This is a genomic window from Hydrogenophaga sp. (genome assembly GCF_035481345.1).
In the GTDB taxonomy this organism is placed as follows: Bacteria; Pseudomonadota; Gammaproteobacteria; order Burkholderiales; family Burkholderiaceae_C; genus Hydrogenophaga.
On sequence record NZ_DATIGV010000211.1, the window covers coordinates 1 to 16219 of the forward strand.

Here is a 16219-nt window from a genome sequence, read left to right on the forward strand (position 1 = left end):
CGCCCACCCCCACGCCGCCCGCTCCTGCACCCACCCCGGTGCCGCCGCCCCCGCCTGCTCCCGCCGTCGGCGTGGGTGGCCTGGCTTGCGCCTCCGGCGCCATCACCTGCGTGGAGGTGACGTCCAGCAGCGCCCAGACCAACCTGCCCATCACCTTCGGTCAACCCTTCCGCAGCGGCGACCTCGCCACCAGCCAGGGCCTTCGCGCCCAGGACAGCGCCGGCAACACCGTGCCGCTGCAAATGGACGAGGTGTCCACCCACACGAACGGCTCGGTGCGCTTCGCCGTGCTCAGCGCCAGCGTGCCCAGCCTGCCGGCCAACACCGCGCGCATCATCAACATCTACCCGGCCACCAAGACCACGCCCAGCGTCTCCCTGCCCGCCTCGCCGGCCTGGAACCTGCAGGTCACGGCCCGCCTGTCCGACGGCAGCACCCTGGTGGCCAACCCGCAACAGGCACTGCAACAGGCCATCGCGGCCGGCAACAACCGCCGCCTGCACGGCCCCGTGGCGAGCGAGTTCAACATCGTCGCGCCCATGGTCAACCAGTCGACCGGCGCGGCCCACCCGCACCTGGTGGCGCGTCTGCACACCCGCCTGTACCAGAGCGGCCAGATCCGCACCGACGTGGTGATGGAGAACAACTGGGCCCTCAAGGCCTCGCCGTCCGACCTCAGCTACTCGCTGACCGTCACCGCCAACGGTCAGACCCTGCTGTCGCAGCCGTCCTTCACGCACCACCACAAGGCCCGCTGGCACAAGGTGGTGTGGACGGGCGCCGCCGCGCCGAACGTGCGCGTGCGCCACAACATGCGCTACTTCCTGGATAGCCGCGCCACCTGGAACTACAACCTGGGCCTGACGATTCCGGAAAGCGTGCTGGCGGCAGAGGCTTCCAGCCTGGCCTCGCGCAACACCGGACCCATGGGCACGGCCATGTTGACCACCGACATGCCTGGCACCGGTGGCCGTTCCGAAATCGCACCGGTGCCGCGCTGGACCGCGATGTACCTCATCAGCCAGGATGACCGCGCCCGCGCCTCCATGCTGGCCAACGCCGACGCCGCTGCCAGCGCGCCGGTCCACTACCGCGACGAGGCCACGGACCAGCCGATCAGCGTGATCAAGTACCCCAACATCGCGCTGCGCTACGGCACTTCCAGCCCATCGGTGCCGACCGCGAGCACCTCCAGCACATGGAAGCCGGACATCGCGCACCAGGGCTCGTACGCCTACATCCCGTACCTGATCACCGGCGACGCGTTCTACCTCGACGAGATGATGTTCTGGGCCGCCTGGAACATCGCCGCCAACGATCCGGCCGGGCGCGGCACCTCGCAGGGTCACATGGGCTCGGAGCAGCTCCGCGGCGCGGCCTGGGGCTTCCGCTCGATCCTCGAAGCCGCCTTCGCGCTGCCCGACAACCACCCGCAGAAGACCTACTTCCGCACGATCGCCAACAACAACATCTCGTTCTTCAACTCGAACTTCACCGCCACCACCGACACGCAATACGTCTTCCCGCTTGGGGGGTTGAAGGGCATCTACAACAACAACCAGATCCCCGGCTACGAAAACGACTTCTTCATGTACGTGACGGCCTGGGCGTTGGAGAACGGCGAGACGGGCATGCAAGCGACGTTCAACAACATCGCTCGCTACATCGTCGGGCGCTTCACATCGGCTGTGCAGGCCCAGGGGTTCTGCACTTCGAAGGGCGCGCACTACTGGAACGAGAGCCGCAGTGGAGGCTCCGCGCTCTCGACCTGGGCGGCCTACGCCAATGCGAACGGAGACGGCCCATCCTGTGGAACCCTCGCCAACGGTGACGGCGCCTATCCCGACTGGGCTGGCGGCTACGCGGCGGTGTCGCGCGGGATGCTCGGCGCCGCAGCGAACGCCGGCCACACCGATGCGCCGGCGGCCTACACGCGGTGGTTGACCTTCACGCCCAACCTGGGCACGGACTTCAAGAACGACCCGTCCTACGCGATCGTGCCGCGCTGAGCGCCACGGTTCAGCACAAGAGCCCCGCGGCCCCGGCCCCGGGGCTTTTTTCTTGTCAGGCCCCGTCCAGCAAGGCCGGCAAGGCAACGGCGGCCGTGGCGCGCAGGCAGCGCGTGGCCACACCGTCCAGGGCGGTGGCGTCCGGGTTCACGACGAGCACCCGCGCGCCCGCCTGGCGCGCCACCGCGGCCAGGCCGGCGGCCGGGTACACCTCGCCCGAGGTGCCGACGACGAGCATGAGATCGCAGCCCTCTGCCGCCGCCTGGGCGGCCGCGAGTTCGGCCTCGGGCAGCATCTCACCGAACCACACCACGGCCGGGCGGCGCAGGTTGCCGCACACCGGGCAGTGCGGCGGGCGCCCATCGACAAGGGTTTGCTCGCGGCAGCAGGCGCGCGGCGCGTCGAGCCAGCGGTCCTGCGCGAGGTTGCCGTGCAGGGCCAGCACGCCCACGCCACCCGCTCGCTGGTGCAGCCCATCCACGTTCTGCGTGATCACCGTGAGCCGGCCCGGGTGGCGGCGCTGGAAATCGGCGATGGCCCGGTGCCCCGCGTTGGCTTGCACCTTGGCGACGCCAGCGCGGCGCTCGGCGTACCAGTCCCACACCAGTTGCGGCTGGCGGCGGAAGGCCGCCTCGGTGGCGAGCTGCTGCGGGTCGAAGCGCGCCCACAGGCCGGTGAGCGCGTCGCGAAAGGTGGGCACGCCCGATTCGGCGCTCATGCCCGCGCCGCTGAGCACGGCGATGGCCCGCGCCGAGCGGACCCAGGCGCGGAGTTCCTCATCCATGGGCGATCAGCCGCGCTGGCGCAGGGCCTCGTAGAGGCAGATGCCGCTGGCCACCGAGACGTTCAGGCTCTCGACCGCACCGCGCATGGGGATGTGCACCAGCTCGTCGCAGGTTTTGCGCGTGAGCTGGCGCATGCCGGGCCCTTCGGCGCCCAGCACCAGGGCCACGGGGCCCTTGAGGTCGACCTCGTAGACCGACTTGGGCGCGTCGTCGCTGGTGCCGATGACCCAGATGTTGCGTTCCTTGAGTTCATTGAGCGTGCGCGCGAGGTTGGTGACCATGAAGTACGGCATGGTCTCGGCCGCGCCGCTGGCCACCTTGGCCACGGTGGCGTTCAGGCCGACCGCGTGGTCCTTGGGCGCCACCACGGCGTGCGCGCCGGCGCCATCGGCCACGCGCAGGCAGGCACCCAGGTTGTGCGGGTCGGTCACACCGTCGAGCACCAGCAGCAGCGGGGCCTGGTCCGCGCCCTCGACCTGGTCGAGCAGGTCATCGAGCGAGCGGGCCTGCTCGACAGGCAGCACGCGCGCGGCCACGCCCTGGTGGCCGTGGCTGCCGGCGAGCTTGGCGATGCGCAGGCCATCGGCCTCGATCAGGCGCACGCCGGCTTCCTTGGCGCGATCGAGGAACTGGCGCATGCGTGCGTCGCGGCGCGTGGGCTCGAAGTAGACCTCGACGATGCTCTGCGGCGCGGTCTTGAGCCGCACGCCGACCGCGTGGAAACCGAACAGGATCTTGGTGGCGGACGGGGCTTTGGGCGCGCTGGACATGCGCGCGATTATCGGGCCGCGCGCCGTGTGAATCCGCGCCGGGCTCAGGCCGGGACGCTGGCGGCACCGGTGCTGATGTCCGCCACCTGCCCCGCCGCGATGGTGATGCGCCGCTCGCAGCGCTCGGCGATGCCGCGGTCGTGCGTGACCAGCACCAGCGTGGTGTGCTGCTCGCGGTTGAGCTCGAACATCAGCTCCATCACGCTCGCGCCGGTGGCGAAGTCCAGGCTGCCCGTGGGCTCGTCGGCCAGCAGCACGGCAGGGCGCACCACGAAGGCCCGCGCCAGCGCCACGCGCTGCTGCTCGCCGCCCGACAGCACCTTGGGGTAGTGGCTGAGGCGCTCGCCCAGGCCCACGCGCTGCAGCATCTGCGTGGCCGCCGCGCGCGCGTCGCGCCGGCCCGCCAGTTCCAGCGGCAGCATCACGTTCTCCAGCGCCGTGAGGTTGGCCAGCAACTGAAAACTCTGGAACACGAAGCCCACCTTCTCGGCCCGCAAGGCGGCGCGGCGGTCTTCGTCCATGGCGAACAGATCGACACCATCGATGTGAACCGTGCCCTGGGTCGGCGTATCCAAGCCCGCAATGATCGACAGCAAGGTGCTCTTGCCCGAGCCCGAAGCGCCCACGATGGCCACGGTCTCCGCGCGGCGCAGGCTGAAATCGATATCGCGCAGAATGGTCAGCGTGCCGGTCGAGTCGGACACCGACTTGAACACATGGTTGACCGCAATCATCACATCGGACATGAAACATTCCCTGAATTCGAACCGCCGCCACTTTAGCCTGAGCCTGCTGGCCGCGCTGGCCTTCGCGCCAGCGGGCGCCCTGCATGCCCAGGGCAAGGCGGCGCCCGTGGTGCTGGTGGTGGGCGACTCGCTCAGCGCCGAGTACGGGCTCAAACGCGGCAGCGGCTGGGTCGCCCTCACCGAAGAGCGGCTCAAGGGCGAAAAGGTTCCGGCGCGGGTGGTCAACGCCAGCGTCAGCGGCGACACCACCTCGGGCGGACGCTCGCGCCTGCCGGCGCTGCTGAAGCAGCACCAGCCGGCGGTCGTGGTCATCGAGCTGGGTGGCAACGACGCCCTGCGCGGCCTGCCGTTGAACATGACGCGCGACAACCTCACCGCCATGACCCGCGCCGCCAAGGCCGCTGGCGCGCGCGTGCTGCTGCTGGGCATGGAGATGCCGCCCAACTACGGCGCGAAGTACGGGCAGGAATTCCGCGAGCTGTTCGCCACCGTGGCGCGCGAGGAAAAGGCCTCGCTGGTGCCGTTCTTCCTGAAAGGCGTGGCCGACGGCACCGACCCGCTGGCCCTGTTCCAGAGCGACCGCATCCACCCCAACGAGAAGGCCCAGCCGACGATGCGCGACACGGTGTGGCCGGAACTGCGCAAGCTGGTGGCGGCCGGATAATCGGGCCCATGCCCGTTGCCACCCTGAGCGCCCCCGAGGCGCTGCGCCGCCTCGCCGAGTTCGACACCGTCATCGACGCCCGCACGGAGGACGAACACGCGCTCGACCACGTGCCCGGTGCGCTGAACTGGCCCACGCTGGACAACGCCGAACGCATTCAGATCGGCACGATGTACAAGCAGGTCAGCCCCTTCGAGGCCAAGAAGCGCGGTGCCATGCTGGCCGCGCGCAACGTCGCGGCCCACATCGAGCGCGAGGTGATCGACAAGCCCAAGGGCTGGCGCCCGCTGGTCTACTGCTGGCGCGGCGGCAACCGCAGCGGTGCGCTGGCCACCATCCTGGGCGCCATCGGCTTTCAGGTCACGTTGATCGAAGGCGGGTACAAGGCCTGGCGCGCCGCGCTGGTGGACGACCTGCCCCGCCTGGCCGCCAGCCTGCGCTACCGCGTGATCTGCGGCCCCACCGGCAGCGGCAAGACGCGCCTGCTACACGCCCTGGCGGCCGAAGGCGCTCAGGTGCTCGACCTGGAAGGCCTGGCCTGCCACCGCAGCTCGGTGCTGGGCCATCTGCCCGGCCAGCCCCAGCCCAGCCAGAAGCGCTTCGATTCCCTGCTGTGGGACGCGCTGCGCCGCTTCGACCGCGAACGGCCGGTGTACGTGGAAAGCGAAAGCAAGAAGGTGGGCAACCTGCGCGTGCCCGACGGCCTGATGGACGCCATGCGGGCCAGCCCCTGCATCGCCCTGCGCCTGAGCGACGAGGAACGCGTGGCGCTGCTGCTGGAGGACTACGACTACTTCGTGCGCGACCCGGAGCTGCTGATCGGGCGGCTGCAGGCGCTGCGCGCGCTGCGCGGGGGCGAGGTGGTGAACGGCTGGATCGACCTGGTGCGCGCGGGCCAGACGCCGGCGATGGTGCTGGATCTGCTGGCCCAGCATTACGACCCGACCTATGCGGCCTCCACGGCGCGCAATTTCAGTGGGTTCGCGCGGGCACTGGACTGCGCACCGGTGGACCGGTCAGCGAAGGCGATGCGCGCGGCGGCGCGTCAGATCATCGAGAGCGAAACGGCCCTGGCCTTCCAGAACGGCTGAGGGGAATCAGTCGGCGCCGCCGGCGCCACCACCATCGCTGGAGCCGGCATCGCCCGGCGCACCGGTCGAATCGCCCTCAGGCTGATCGGTGCCATCGGGGTGGTCGCTCTTGCGAGCGGCCTTGTTGCGCAGCTTCTCTTCTTTCTTCTGCTTCTTGGCCAGCTCGCGCTGTCGTTTCTCGTAGCCGTAGTTGGGAGTTGCCAAAGCACGCTTTCGAAAGGTTGGGGGTTCAGGACTGCAAGCGGGGCAAGGCCTGGGCCAGATCGGCCCGCAGGTCCTCGACGTGTTCCAGGCCGATGGCAAAGCGTACCAGACCCCCCGCGTGAGGCCAACCCAAAGACCGGATCGTGGGCACGCGGTACGGAGCGCACAGGCTGATGGGGCCGGCCCAGCTCCAGCCCAGCTTGAACAGCTTGAGGGCGTCGCAGAAGGCGTCGATGCGCTCCTGCGGGATGGCGGCGTCGAAGGCCGCGCTGAACAGGCAGCCCGCCGCCTTCGCATCGCGTTGCCAGTGCGCGTGGCCCGGTGAGCCCGCCAGCGCCGGGTGAAAGACCCGCGCGATCCCGGGCTGCTGCTGCATCCACCCGGCCAGCTCGCGCGTGGCGGCGTCCTGCGCGTGGTACCGCAGGCCGATGGTGTGCAGGCCGCGCAGCACCAGTTCGGCGTCGTTCACGCCGATGTTCAGGCCCAGGCGCATGTGGCACAGCAGCACGGTGCGGTGCAGGGCTTCGTCGCGCGAGACGACCGACCCCATGAGCACGTCGGCCCCGCCGCTGGGGTACTTGGTGAGGGCCTGCACCGACAGGTCCACGCCTAGGTCGAAGGGCGCGAAGGCGATGCCCGCGCCCCAGGTGTTGTCCAGCGCGGTGACGATGGGGCGCTGGCGGCCCTGGCTGGCCTGGCGCACCACGGCCACCAGCGCGGGAACGTCGGGGAATTCGAGCGTGATGGAGCCCGGCGCCTCCAGCCACACCAGGCGCGTGGCGGGCGAGATCTTCGCGGCCAGGTCGGCCGGGTCCATGGCGTCGTAGAAGCGGTGCGTGATGCCCCAGGACTCAAGCTCCCCGGCGGCAAAGGTCTTGCCAGGGCCGTAGGCGTTGTCGGGGATCAGCAGTTCGTCGCCCGTGCGCAGGAAGGCCATGTCCACCAGGGCCACCGCCGCCAGGCCGCTGGGCGCCAGCACGCAGTGCGTGCCGCCTTCCAGGGTGGCGATGCGCTCTTCGAGCGTGAAGGTGGTGGGCGTGCCGTGCAGGCCGTAGGTGTAGCCGCTTTTGTCTTTCCAGTCGTAGGTGCGCAGCGCGTGGACGTTGGGAAAGATGACGGTGGAGGCCTTGTGCACGCCAGGCGCGACGGCCTCGAAGCCCTCGGGGGGCTTGTAGGGATGGTGGATGAGCCGGGTGGAGAGCTTCTCCTTCCCCATCACAGCTTCCATTTCTCCAGCAACTGCGCCGGGCGCAGGCTGTCGTAACCCTCGAAGGGCTGGTGGATCCAGGGATTGGTGGGAAGGAACTCCACCGAATAGTCGGGCGTGAAGGTGGACAGCTGCTTGGTCCAGATCACCGCGCTGCGCAGCTCGGTGATGGGCGAGTAGTTGTTCTTGAGCAGATCGATGACGACCTTGAGCGTGTGGCCGGAATCGGCCAGGTCATCGACCAGCAGCACCTTGCCCGCGATCTCGCCCTTGGGCGTGGTGATGTAGCGCGCGATGTCCAGCTTGCCCTGCACCGTGCCGGCTTCGGCGCGGTAGGAGCTGGTGGACATGATGGCCAGCGGCTTGTCGAAGATGCGCGAGAGGATGTCGCCCGGGCGCATGCCCCCGCGCGCCAGGCACAGGATGGTGTCGAACTCCCAGCCCGACTGGTACACCTTGAGCGCCAGCTTTTCGATGAGGTTGTGGTACTCGTCGTAGGAGACGTAGAGGTGTTTGCCGTCTTCGGTGAGCATGCGTGCGGACTCCGGGGTGGGGTGCGGAACAGTGTGTCGTGGCGGGGTCGGGGGCCCTACCCGGGCTTTCCCGGGTTCAGCCCTGGAACGGGTGCTGCAACAGGATGGTGTGGTCGCGATCAGGGCTGGTGGACACCACGTGGATCGGCACGCCCGTGGTTTCCTGAATGCGCTTGAGGTAATGGCGCGCGTTCGCGGGCAGGTCCTCGAAGCGGGTGACGCCCACGGAGGAATCGGTCCAGCCGGGGATGGTCTCGTAGATGGGCTTGCAGCGCGCGATCTCGTCGGCGCCCATGGGCAGGATGTCGATGCGCTCGCCGTCGAGCTCGTAGCCCGTGCAGAGCTGCAGCTCGGTCAGGCCGTCGAGCACGTCGAGCTTGGTGATGCACAGGCCCGACAGGCCGTTGACCTGGGCCGAGCGCTTGAGCAGCGCGGCGTCGAACCAGCCGCAGCGGCGCGAGCGGCCGGTGGTGACGCCTTTTTCGGCGCCCACGGTGGCCATGTGCCAGCCGGGCGTGCCTTCCTTCTCCCAGTCGAGCTCGGTGGGGAACGGGCCGCCGCCCACGCGCGTGCAATAGGCCTTGGTGATGCCCAGCACGTAGTGCAGCAGTTGCGGGCCCACGCCCGCGCCAGCGGCGGCGTTGCCGGCCACGCAGTTGCTGGAGGTGACGAAGGGGTAGGTGCCGTGGTCGATGTCGAGCAGCGTGCCCTGCGCGCCCTCGAACAGCAGGTTGGTGCCGGCCTGGTGCGCTTCGTTGAGCTCGCGCGAAACGTCGGCGATCATGGGCTTGAGCTGCTCGGCCTGGGCCATGGCCTCGGCGTACACCGGCTCGAACTGGATGGCGCCGCCCTTCATGTAGGGCGCGATCTTGTCGTCCCAGGCCATGTCGGCCGAATGCAGGTACGTGGTGAGCACGTGGTTGTGCAGGTCGAGCAGTTCGCGCAGCTTGGTGGCGAAGCGCTCGGGGTACTTCAGGTCCTGCACGCGCAGCGCGCGGCGCGCGATCTTGTCCTCGTAGGCCGGGCCGATACCGCGACCGGTGGTGCCGATCTTCTCGGTACCGGCCTTGACCTTGGCGGCCTCGCGCGCGATGTCCACGGCGGCGTGGAACGGCAGGATCAGCGGGCAGGCCTCGCTCACGCGCAGGCGCGAGCGCACCTCGACGCCGGCCTTCTCCAGACCCGCGATCTCTTCGAACAGCTTGCCCACGGAGAGCACCACGCCGTTGCCGATGTAGCACTTGACGCCCGCGCGCATGATGCCGCTGGGGATGAGGTGCAGCGCGGTCTTCACGCCGTTGATGACCAGCGTGTGGCCCGCGTTGTGGCCGCCCTGGAAGCGCACCACGCCCTGCGCGGTCTCGGTCAGCCAGTCGACCAGCTTGCCCTTGCCTTCGTCGCCCCATTGGGTGCCGACCACCACCACGTTGCGCCCGGGGGTTGCGGCGCTGCCCTTGTTGCTCATTTCGCTTGTCCAGTCAAAGAGGCCGGACGGTCCAGCCGTCCGGGCGGCTGGTGTCGGACACCAGCTCGCGGTCACAGAGGAATTCATCGACTTCGTGCTCGTGCCCTGGCAGCACGCAGACCACCGTGTGGCCCTGGGTGCGCAAGGCCGCGATCGCCTGGCGCAGGCTGGCGTCCATGCCCCAGGGCGCCCGGATGGCCGCCACCAGGGGACGCGGCGCCACGCAGGCCACGAGCTCCTTCAGGTCGAGGCTGAAACCCACGGCCGGACGCTTGCGTCCGAACACGGCCCCCACCTCGTCGTAGCGGCCACCGCGCGCGATGTCGGTGGCGGGGCCGCGCGCGTCGCGTGCGAACACGGCGAAGCGCACGCCCGTGTAGTAGGCGTAGCCTCGAAGGTCGGAGAGATCGAAGGACACCGACATGCCCTGCACGTGATCGGCGAGCCACTTCAACTCGTCGAGCGCGGCGTGCAGCGCGGGCGACGGCGTGATGACGCGGCGTGCCTCGGCGAGCACCGAGGCGTCGCCGAACAAGGTGGCGAGCGCGGTCAGGTCGCGCTGCGCGGCGGCGGGCAGTGCGCGCGACAGCAGGCGCAGCTCGGCCACGTCCTTGGCCGTGAGGGCGGCGTGCAGACGCGCCACGGTGGCGGCGGGCAGATCCAGCGGGTCGAGCACGGCGTCGATGATGCGCACATCGGCCAGATCGACCTGCAGCTCGCGCAGGCCGGCGCTGTGCAGGCAGGCCTGCGCCAGCTCGAGCGCCTCGAGGTCGGCTTCCAGCCCGGCGTGACCGTAGATTTCGGCGCCGAACTGCAGCGGCTCGCGGCTGGCGCTGGGGCGCTCGCTGCGCGTGTGCACCACCGGACCGCAGTAGCACAGGCGGGCCACGCCCTGGCGGTTGAGCAGGTGGGCGTCGATGCGCGCGACCTGCGGCGTGCTGTCGGCGCGCAGGCCCAGCGTGCGGCCGCTCAACTGGTCCACGAGCTTGAAGGTGTGCAGGTCGAGCGATTCGCCGGTGCCGGTGAGCAGCGACTCGATGTGCTCGAGCAGCGGCGGCATCACCAGCTCATAGCCATGGCTGCGAGCGGTGTCGAGCAGGCTGCGGCGGAGTTCCTCGATGTGCCGGGCCTCGGACGGCAGGACATCGGCGATGTGATCCGGGAGGACCCAGGCGGACATGGCGTTTTCAGGCGCTGTTAAAAGCGGGATTCTACCGGGGTGTATCGCGGGGCCCTCGAACCCGGGCCCGCGGCCTTCAGCCGAACAGCATCGCGATGAGCGCGCCCACCGCCACGCTGACCAGACCGAAAAAGCGGATCTGCCCGTCGCGCAGCGAGAGCATCTGCGTGAAGACGCGGCGCCAACCGCTGGGCGACAGCAGCGGCAGCAGGCCTTCGAACACCAGCACGAGGCCCAGCGCCAGCCACCAGGCGTCGCCGCTGTCCATGTTCAACGCTGCGTCGCGGCGCTCGGGCTGCGCAGGGCGCGGAAGAAGTCGGTCGAGGGATCGACCACCATCACGTCGTTGCGGCTGGTGAAGCTCGCCTTGTAGGCTTCCAGGCTGCGGTAGAACTGGGCGAAGGTCGGGTCGCGACCGAAGGCCTCGGAGAAGGACGCGGCGGCCGCGGCATCGCCTTCGCCCTTGATGCGCTGGGCTTCGCGGTAGGCCTCGGCCACGATGACCTCGCGCTGGCGGTCGGCGTCAGCGCGGATCGCCTCGCCCTCGGCGAAACCGGTGGAGCGCAGCTCGTTGGCCACGCGCTTGCGCTCGGCCTCCATGCGCTGGTAGACGGACGAAACGATGGACTCGGCGTAGTCGACGCGGTTGATGCGCACGTCCACCACCTCCATGCCCCAGGGCTGGTTGGCACTCTGTACGGCCGCCACCACGCCGCGCTGCACCTCGCGCATGAGTTCTTCGCGGCGCGTGGCCAGCAGCTCGCGCAGCGTGCGCTTGTTCACCTCTTGCTGGAAGGCGTTGCGCACCACGCGGTTGAGCTGCAGCGCGCCGGCGCGCTCGTTCACGCCGACGTTGCGAATGTAGGCCTGCGGATCGCTGATGCGCCAGCGCACGTACCAGTCGATCACCACGCGCTGCTTCTCGGCGGTGAGCGTCGGTTCGCTGTCCTGGCTTTCCAGCGTGAGCAGGCGCTTGTCGATGTAGGTGACGTTCTGGAACGGCGGCGGCAGCTTGAAGTTCAGGCCGGGCTCGGTGACGACCTGCTTGATCTGGCCCAGCTGGTAGACCACGCCGAACTGGCGCTGGTCGACCACGAACAGCATGGAGCTGGCCACGGCCAGCAACACGATGAGGGAGGTGATGATGAAGCCAAGTTTGTTCATGTGGGTCTCCCGGCTTCAGCGGCTTTCGCGCTCGCGCGAGCGGGCGGGGTCGGTGCGTTCCACCGGGCCCGTCGCCGGTGCGGACGAGGTGCTTGGCAGGGTCGTGATGGGCGCACCAGGGGCGTTGCTGCCGGATCCCGCGGCCTGCATCAGGCGATCGAGCGGCAGATACAGCAGGTTGGAGCCGCCGTTGCGGGTGTCCACCAGCACCTTGGTCACGTTGCCGTAGATCTGCTGCATGGTCTCGGTGTAGAGGCGGTCGCGCGTGACCTGCGGCGCCTTCTGGTACTCGGCCAGCACCGACTTGAAGCGCTGCGCGTCACCCTGGGCCTGGGCCGAGATGCGGGCCTTGTAGCCTTCGGATTCCTCGATCAGGCGCGAGGCGGTACCGCGTGCGCGCGGCACCACGTCGTTGGCGTAGGCCTCGGCCTCGTTCTTGGCGCGCTCGCGCTCCTGGCCGGCGCGCAGCACGTCGTCGAAGGCGGCCTGCACCTGCTCGGGCGGGCGCACGCCGCCCTGCTGCAGGTTCACGGCCACCACGTCGATGCCCACGTTGTAGCGGTCGAGGATGGTCTGCATGAGCGTGCGCACGCGCGGGGCGATCTGGTCGCGCTCCTCGGCGAGCACGGCGTCCATCTTCATCTTGCCCACCACCTCGCGCACCGCGGTTTCCGCGGCCTTGAGCACGGCGAGGTCGGGGTCGCGGCTCTCGAACAGGAAGGCGCGCGCGTCGCTCAGGCGGTACTGCACCACGAACTTGATGTCGACGATGTTCTCGTCCTCGGTGAGCATGGACGATTCGCGCAGGCCGGTGGCCGGCACGATGTTGTCGCGGCCCACGTCGACCGAACGCAGTTGCGTCACGAACACGGTTTCATGGCGCTGCACGGGGTATGGCAGGCGCCAGTTGAAGCCCGCGCCCACGGTGCTGTGGTAGCGGCCGAACTGCGTGATGACGGCTTGCTGGCCTTCCTGCACGATGAAGAAGCCGGTGCCCAGCCAGATGAGCACCGCGATGCCGATGATGAGGCCCGCGCCGAAACCGGCGGCCTTGGGGTTGGGGTTGAAGCCCGGTCGGCCACCGCCACCACCATTGCCCCCACCGTTGTTGGATCCGCCCTGGCCGTTGGGCCGGCGGTTGCCGAGCAAACCACCGAGCTTGCGGTTGAAGTCGCGCCAGAGTTCGTCCAGGTCGGGCGGGCCCTGGTTGGGGCCCTGGCCGCGCGGGGGACGCTGCGGCGAACGCGGGTCGTCCTCGCCTCGGCCGTTCTGATCGCCGTCATCGCGGCCCCAACGCGGGTCGTTGAGGTTGAAGACGCCCAGCCAGCGGCGCCAGCCACGCGAGCGGGCCGGGGCGGCATTGCGCCCGGCGTGCGGGGTCCCAAGGTTCACATCCATGCTCGGTGTTGTTCCTGTTATCGACTCGGAGTTCACATTGTGCCCAATCAGGGCAGCGGGTCCGCGGCTTCGGCGGTCTGCAAGGGGTCTTGTTCTGTCGGCGGCGCCTGTCGGCGCGCCACCTCGGCCGCCAGCCAGGCCCGCAGCTCGGGCAGGCCGTCACCCGAGAGCGCGCTCACGAACACGCGCGGCACGCTCTGGCCGTCGAGCTCCATGGCATCCAGCGCCCGCCGGGGGCGGTTGGCCGGGTCCATGGCGTCGATCTTGTTGAACACCAGCAACTGCGGCACCTCGGCCGCGCCGATCTCGCCGAGCACGCGCTGCACGGCGGCGATCTGCTCGGGGTGGTCGGGGTTGGCGGCGTCCACCACATGCAACAGCAGATCGGCGTCGGCCGCCTCCTGCAGCGTGGCGGCGAAGGCGTCCACCAGGCCGTGGGGGAGTTCGCGGATGAAGCCAACGGTGTCGGACAAGGAGACCGTGCGCCCCGCCTCACCCAGGTAGAGCTGGCGCGTGGTGGTGTCCAGGGTGGCAAAGAGCTGGTCGGCGGCGTAGGTGCGCGCCTTCACCAGGGCATTGAAGAGCGAGCTCTTGCCGGCGTTGGTGTAGCCCACCAGCGAGATGGTGAAGGCATCGCGCCGCTGGCGCTGGCGGCGCTGCGTGGCGCGCTGCTTCTTGACCTTCTCGAGCCGCTCCTTGGTGCGCTTGATGGCCTCGTTGATCATGCGGCGATCGAGCTCGATCTGCGTCTCGCCCGGGCCGCCGCGCATGCCGATGCCGCCGCTCTGTCGCTCCAGGTGGGACCAGCGCCGCACCAGCCGCGTGGACAGGTACTGCAGCCGCGCGAGTTCGACCTGCAGCTTGCCTTCATGGCTGCGCGCGCGCTGCGCGAAGATCTCCAGGATCAGCAGGGTGCGGTCGTTGACCGGGCAGCCCATGTGGCGCTCCAGGTTGCGCTGCTGGGCCGGGCTCAGCGCCTGGTCGAACAGCACCTCGGCCGCGCCGGTGGATTGCACCAGCATCTTGATCTCGTCGGCCTTGCCGGAGCCCACGAACAAGGCCGGGTCGGGCGCGCGGCGCTTGCAGGTGACCCGATCGGCCACGCGGTAGCCGGCCGTCTCGGCCAGTTGGCCCAGCTCCTGCAGCTCGGCGTCGAAATGGGGATACCCGAAGTCGACCCCCACCAGGATGACCGGCGGCGTGGCGTTCGGGAGAGAGGGGGTGGGTGCTGTCAAATCGGTGGGGCAACGCGCCCTGCGTTGCCCGCCCGGCCGTCAGGGCGTGCCTGGCGGCTCGGGCTGCGCGTGTCTCGCAGTGGCGGACTCAGGCGGCGTTGGGATCGTCGGGGTTGTTGACCGAGAACTGCACGGGACGACCGGGAACGATGGTCGAGATGGCGTGCTTGTAGACCATTTGCGTCACGGTGTTGCGCAGCAGGACGACGTACTGGTCGAAGGACTCGATCTGACCCTGCAGCTTGATGCCGTTGACCAGGTAGATCGAAACGGGGACGTGTTCCCGGCGCAGTTGGTTCAGGAACGGGTCTTGCAAGAGCTGGCCTTTGTTGTTGCTCACGATATGCTCCGTGTTCGGCTGGTTTTGGAGGGTGGAAACATACCACACGGGCATGCCCCGTGGCCTCACGAGGCCATTTATTCGGCTTTGAACGGGTTGCTGGACGTCTTGAATTCGATCCGCAACGGCGTGCCGACGAGATCGAAGGCCTTGCGGAAGCGTCCTTCGAGGAAACGCCGGTAGGCGTCGGGCACGCGGTCGAGCGAGTTGCCGTGGATCACGATGACGGGCGGGTTCATGCCGCCCTGGTGGGCGTAGCGCATCTTGGGCCGCGCCTGCCCGCCGCGCGAAGGCGCCTGGAAGGCCACCGCCTCCTGCAGCAGGCGGGTCAGCACCGGCGTGGACATCTTGCGCATGGCCGAGGCGTGGGCCTGGGCGATGGAGGCCCACAGCGGCGCCAGGCCCTGGCGCTTGCGCGCCGAGATGCGGTGCAGCGCGGCGAACTTGAGGAAGGCCAGCCGGGTTTCGATCTGGCGCTCGATCTGCTCGCGCTGGTAGCTGTCGACCGCGTCCCACTTGTTGATGGCCACCACCACGGCGCGGCCGCTTTCGAGGATGTAGCCGGCGATGTGGGCGTCCTGATCGGTGACGCCCTGCGTGGCGTCGAGCAGCAGCAGCACGACGTGCGCGCTTTCGATGGCCTGCAGGGTCTTGATGACCGAGAACTTTTCGATGGCCTCGAACACGCGGCCCTTGCGGCGCAGGCCGGCGGTGTCGACCAGCTCGAAGCGCTGGCCGTTGCGTTCGAAAGGCACGCGGATGGCGTCGCGCGTGGTGCCCGGCATGTCGAAGGCGACCAGGCGCTCCTCGCCGAGCCAGGCGTTGATCAGGGTGGACTTGCCCACGTTGGGGCGGCCGGCCACCGTGAGGCGGATGGTGTCGGGCGCGGCCTGCTCCTCGTCCTCGTCGGGCTCGACCAGGCCGGGCAGGCGCTCCAGCGCGGCTTCGATCATCGAGCGCACGCCCTGCCCGTGCGCGCCGGACACAGGCAATACCTCGCCCAGGCCCAGCTCGAAGAACTCGAGGAACTGCGCGCCCTGGGTCATGCCCTCGGCCTTGTTGGCCACCAGCACGCAGGGCTTGCCCAGGCGGCGCAGGTAGGTGGCGATGTCGTGGTCCTGCGCGCTCAGGCCGGCGCGCGCGTCGACCACGAACAGCACCACGTCGCTCTCGGCCACGGCCTGCCGGGTCTGCTGGGCCATCTCGCGGTAGATGCTGCCCTCGCCGGCGTCGGGCTCGAAGCCACCGGTGTCGATGACGATGTATTCCTGCTTGCCCAGGCGCCCGTTGCCGTAATGGCGGTCGCGCGTGAGGCCCGCCAGGTCGGCCACGATGGCGTCGCGCGTGCCCGTGAGGCGGTTGAACAGCGTGGACTTGCCCACATTGGGGCGGCCCACGAGGGCGACGACGGGTTTCATGGGCAGGGGC

17 protein-coding genes are annotated in these 16219 nt (G+C 69.4%); 3 read left to right on the plus strand and 14 right to left on the minus strand.

From position 1 onward, the window contains the following. Positions 1 to 2009, plus strand: a 2009-nt coding sequence (locus tag VLG41_RS21805; protein ID WP_325351479.1) for a hypothetical protein, incomplete at its 5' end; no start/stop codon positions are given. A gap of 55 nt (positions 2010 to 2064) precedes the next feature. Here VLG41_RS21805 and VLG41_RS21810 read toward each other — a convergent pair. The 3 genes from VLG41_RS21810 to VLG41_RS21820 are packed head-to-tail and all read right to left on the minus strand — an operon-like array spanning position 2065 to position 4310. Beyond that, positions 2065 to 2793, minus strand: coding sequence for an NAD-dependent deacylase (locus VLG41_RS21810; RefSeq protein WP_325351480.1), 729 nt, complete (start codon positions 2791 to 2793; stop codon positions 2065 to 2067). 6 nt (positions 2794 to 2799) lie between these two features. After that, complete coding sequence (gene rlmB, locus VLG41_RS21815; RefSeq protein WP_325351481.1) at positions 2800 to 3564, minus strand: 23S rRNA (guanosine(2251)-2'-O)-methyltransferase RlmB; 765 nt, start codon at positions 3562 to 3564, stop codon at positions 2800 to 2802. Between the two features lie 44 nt (positions 3565 to 3608). After that, the gene (locus VLG41_RS21820; protein ID WP_325351482.1) at positions 3609 to 4310 is read right to left on the minus strand and encodes an ABC transporter ATP-binding protein; all 702 of its coding nucleotides are present in this window, start codon (positions 4308 to 4310) and stop codon (positions 3609 to 3611) included. On the opposite strand from VLG41_RS21820, the gene VLG41_RS21825 reads away from it, so the two are divergent. Beyond that, the gene (locus tag VLG41_RS21825) at positions 4309 to 4974 is read left to right on the plus strand and encodes an arylesterase (RefSeq protein WP_325351483.1); all 666 of its coding nucleotides are present in this window, start codon (positions 4309 to 4311) and stop codon (positions 4972 to 4974) included. The genes VLG41_RS21820 and VLG41_RS21825 overlap by 2 nt on opposite strands. An 8-nt stretch (positions 4975 to 4982) precedes the next feature. Further along, a complete protein-coding gene (mnmH, locus tag VLG41_RS21830; RefSeq protein ID WP_325351484.1) occupies positions 4983 to 6065 on the plus strand; it encodes a tRNA 2-selenouridine(34) synthase MnmH in 1083 nt (360 codons plus the stop codon). A 6-nt stretch (positions 6066 to 6071) separates the two neighbouring features. Here mnmH and VLG41_RS21835 read toward each other — a convergent pair whose 3' ends face one another. The 11 genes from VLG41_RS21835 to der form a co-directional block, all read right to left on the minus strand. After that, the gene (locus VLG41_RS21835) at positions 6072 to 6269 is read right to left on the minus strand and encodes a hypothetical protein (protein ID WP_325351485.1); all 198 of its coding nucleotides are present in this window, start codon (positions 6267 to 6269) and stop codon (positions 6072 to 6074) included. A 25-nt stretch (positions 6270 to 6294) separates the two neighbouring features. Further along, a complete protein-coding gene (locus VLG41_RS21840) occupies positions 6295 to 7485 on the minus strand; it encodes a PLP-dependent transferase (RefSeq protein ID WP_325351486.1) in 1191 nt (396 codons plus the stop codon). Next, the gene (locus VLG41_RS21845; RefSeq protein WP_291024087.1) at positions 7485 to 8009 is read right to left on the minus strand and encodes a phosphoribosyltransferase; all 525 of its coding nucleotides are present in this window, start codon (positions 8007 to 8009) and stop codon (positions 7485 to 7487) included. Before VLG41_RS21845 ends, VLG41_RS21840 begins: the two co-directional genes overlap by 1 nt. Before the next feature lie 76 nt (positions 8010 to 8085). After that, positions 8086 to 9474, minus strand: a complete 1389-nt coding sequence (locus VLG41_RS21850) for an adenylosuccinate synthase (protein ID WP_325351487.1) — start codon at positions 9472 to 9474, stop codon at positions 8086 to 8088. A gap of 13 nt (positions 9475 to 9487) precedes the next feature. Then, positions 9488 to 10654, minus strand: a complete 1167-nt coding sequence (locus VLG41_RS21855; protein ID WP_325351488.1) for an ATP phosphoribosyltransferase regulatory subunit — start codon at positions 10652 to 10654, stop codon at positions 9488 to 9490. Between the two features lie 76 nt (positions 10655 to 10730). Beyond that, complete coding sequence (locus VLG41_RS21860; RefSeq protein WP_325351489.1) at positions 10731 to 10922, minus strand: DUF2065 domain-containing protein; 192 nt, start codon at positions 10920 to 10922, stop codon at positions 10731 to 10733. A 2-nt stretch (positions 10923 to 10924) separates the two neighbouring features. Then, the gene (gene hflC / locus VLG41_RS21865; protein ID WP_325351490.1) at positions 10925 to 11818 is read right to left on the minus strand and encodes a protease modulator HflC; all 894 of its coding nucleotides are present in this window, start codon (positions 11816 to 11818) and stop codon (positions 10925 to 10927) included. A gap of 15 nt (positions 11819 to 11833) precedes the next feature. Next, positions 11834 to 13216, minus strand: coding sequence for an FtsH protease activity modulator HflK (gene hflK / locus VLG41_RS21870; RefSeq protein WP_325351491.1), 1383 nt, complete (start codon positions 13214 to 13216; stop codon positions 11834 to 11836). Positions 13217 to 13263: 47 nt separating this feature from the next. Further along, on the minus strand, positions 13264 to 14451 hold the full coding sequence (gene hflX, locus VLG41_RS21875; protein WP_414652528.1) for a GTPase HflX: 1188 nt from the start codon (positions 14449 to 14451) through the stop codon (positions 13264 to 13266). Between the two features lie 88 nt (positions 14452 to 14539). Continuing rightward, complete coding sequence (gene hfq, locus VLG41_RS21880) at positions 14540 to 14845, minus strand: RNA chaperone Hfq (protein WP_325351492.1); 306 nt, start codon at positions 14843 to 14845, stop codon at positions 14540 to 14542. Between the two features lie 23 nt (positions 14846 to 14868). Next, positions 14869 to 16209 (minus strand): ribosome biogenesis GTPase Der, encoded by a 1341-nt coding sequence (gene der, locus VLG41_RS21885; RefSeq protein WP_291024105.1) that lies wholly within the window; start codon positions 16207 to 16209, stop codon positions 14869 to 14871. Positions 16210 to 16219 lie beyond the last annotated feature (10 nt).